This is a genomic window from Streptomyces sp. CLV115 (assembly GCF_038448545.1).
GTDB classification, from domain to species: domain Bacteria; phylum Actinomycetota; class Actinomycetes; order Streptomycetales; family Streptomycetaceae; genus Streptomyces; species Streptomyces sanglieri.
Window position 1 is genome coordinate 1 of the sequence record NZ_JBCEWQ010000333.1, and the last position, 2,171, is coordinate 2,171.

Here is a 2,171-nt window from a genome sequence, read left to right on the forward strand (position 1 = left end):
GTGGGGGGTGAGGCCGAAGGTGGTGAAGGCGGTGCGTTCGGGGAGGGGGTAGGGGTTGGTGCCGGTGAGGTCGTTGAGGATGGTGGCGCTGCGCCAGGCGGCGAGTCCGAGGTCGGGGGCGCCGACGCCGTGGGTGTGGCGTTCGGCGTTCTGTACGTAGACGTTGCCGGTGACGGTGGGGTCGAGGACGAGGCGGAACCGGTCGTCGATGCGGGGGCGTTCGGAGGCGTCGCGGCGCATGTAGGGGTCGAGGCCGGTGAGGACGCGGTCGAGGGAGCGTTCGCGGTAGCCGGTGGCGAGGACGACGGCGTCGGTGGTGAGGCGGGTGCGGGTGTTCTGCTGGGTGTGTTCGAGGTGGAGTTCGATGCGGGTGTTGGCGACGCGTCCGGCGGTGCGTACCAAGACGCCGGGGGTGAGGGTGGTGTCGGGCCAGCCGCCGTGGAGGGTGCGGCGGTAGAGCTCGTCGTGGATGGCGGCGATGGTGTCGGCGTCGATGCCTTTGTGGAGTTGCCATTGGTGGGGGACGAGTTCGTCGCGTACGGCTTCGGGGAGGGCGTGGAAGTAGCGGCTGTAGTCGGGGGTGAAGTGTTCGAGGCCGAGTTTTGAGTACTCCATGGGTGCGAAGGCCTGGGTGCGGGCGAGCCAGTGGAGGTTTTCGTGGCCCTGGGGGCGGGCGCGCAGGAGGTCGAGGTAGATCTCGGCGCCGGACTGGCCGGAGCCGATGACGGTGATGTGGGGGGCCTGGAGGATTTCCTGTCGGTGGTGGAGGTAGTCGGCGGAGTGGATGACGGGGACGTTCTCCGCTTCGGTGAGGGGTTTGAAGAATTCGGGGACGTACGGTTCGGTGCCGATGCCGAGGGCGATGTTGCGGGTGTGGGCGCGGCCGAGTGCTTCGGCCTCGCCTTCGTCGTCGAGTTGGGTGAAGTCGATTTCGAAGAGTCCGCGTTGGTTGTTCCAGCGGACGGCGTCCACCTGGTGGCTGAAGTTGAGGCCGGGCAGTTGGTCGGTGACCCATCGGCAGTAGGCGTCGTATTCGGCGCGTTGGATGTGGAAGCGTTCGGCGAAGTAGAAGGGGAAGAGGCGGTCCCGGCTGCGTAGGTAGTTGAGGAAGGTCCAGGGGCTGGCGGGGTCGGCGAGGGTGACGAGGTCGGCGAGGAAGGGGACTTGGAGGCTGGCTCCGTCGATGAGGAGGCCGGGGTGCCAGTGGAAGGCGGGGCGTTGTTCGTAGAAGGCCGCGGCGAGGGGGCGGTCGGTGGGTACGCCGTGGGCGAGGGCGGCGAGGGAGAGGTTGAAGGGGCCGATGCCGATGCCGATGAGGTCGTGTGGCTGGTCGGTGTCGGGGGTGGGGAGGTCGGTCATCGGGGGGTCTTGCCTTCCGCGAGATCGTTGGTGAGCCGGTCGACGAGGTCGAGGAGTGTGTGCAGGTCCTGGGGGGTGGTGTGGGGGTTGAGGAGGGTGGCTTTGAGCCAGAGGCGGTTGCCGGTGTGGGCGCGGCCGAGCACGGCGCGGCCTCGGGTGAGGAGGGTGCGGCGGATGGTGGCGACGGTGGTGTCGTCGGCGCCGGTGGGGCGGAAGAGGACGGTGCTGATGGTGGGGCGGTCGTAGAGGTCGAGGGTGGGGGTTTCGTCGATGAGGTCGGCGAGGTGGTGGGCGGCGGCGAGGGTGCGGTCGATGAGGTCGGCGAGTCCGGAGCGGCCGAGTGCCCGGAGGGTGACGGCGATCTTGAGGGTGTCGGGGCGCCGGGTGGTGCGCAGTGAGCGGCCGAGGAGGTCGGGGAGGCCGGCTTCGGTGTCGTCCTCGGCGTTGAGGTAGGAGGCCCGGTGGTGGAGCGGGTCGAGGTGGTGGCGGTGCGGGACGGCGAGGATTCCTGCGGATGCCGGCTGCCAGCCGAGTTTGTGGAGGTCGAGGGTGACGCTGTCGGCGCGGTCGAGGCCGTGGACCTTGTGCCGGTGGGTGGGGCTGAAGAGGAGGGGGCCGCCGTAGGCGGCGTCGATGTGGAGTTCGGCGCCGTGGGTGGTGCAGAGGTCGGCGATGTCGGTGAGCGGGTCGATGCGGCCGGTGTCGGTGGTGCCGGCGGTGGCGGTGACCAGGAGTGGGTGTCGGCTCCGGGTGAGGGCTTCCCGCAGTGCGGGGAGGTCCATGACGCCGGTGGGGGCGGGGACGACGAGGGG

2 protein-coding genes are annotated in these 2,171 nt (G+C 69.8%); both read right to left on the minus strand.

Annotated features, from left to right (window positions below; translation table 11 throughout):
- A partial coding sequence (locus AADR41_RS41930; protein WP_342287709.1) for a lysine N(6)-hydroxylase/L-ornithine N(5)-oxygenase family protein occupies nt 1-1,359 on the minus strand: 1,359 nt, incomplete at its 3' end.
- Nucleotides 1,356-2,171, minus strand: an 816-nt coding sequence (locus AADR41_RS41935; protein ID WP_342287710.1) for a pyridoxal phosphate-dependent decarboxylase family protein, incomplete at its 5' end; no start/stop codon positions are given. The genes AADR41_RS41935 and AADR41_RS41930, both read right to left, overlap by 4 nt.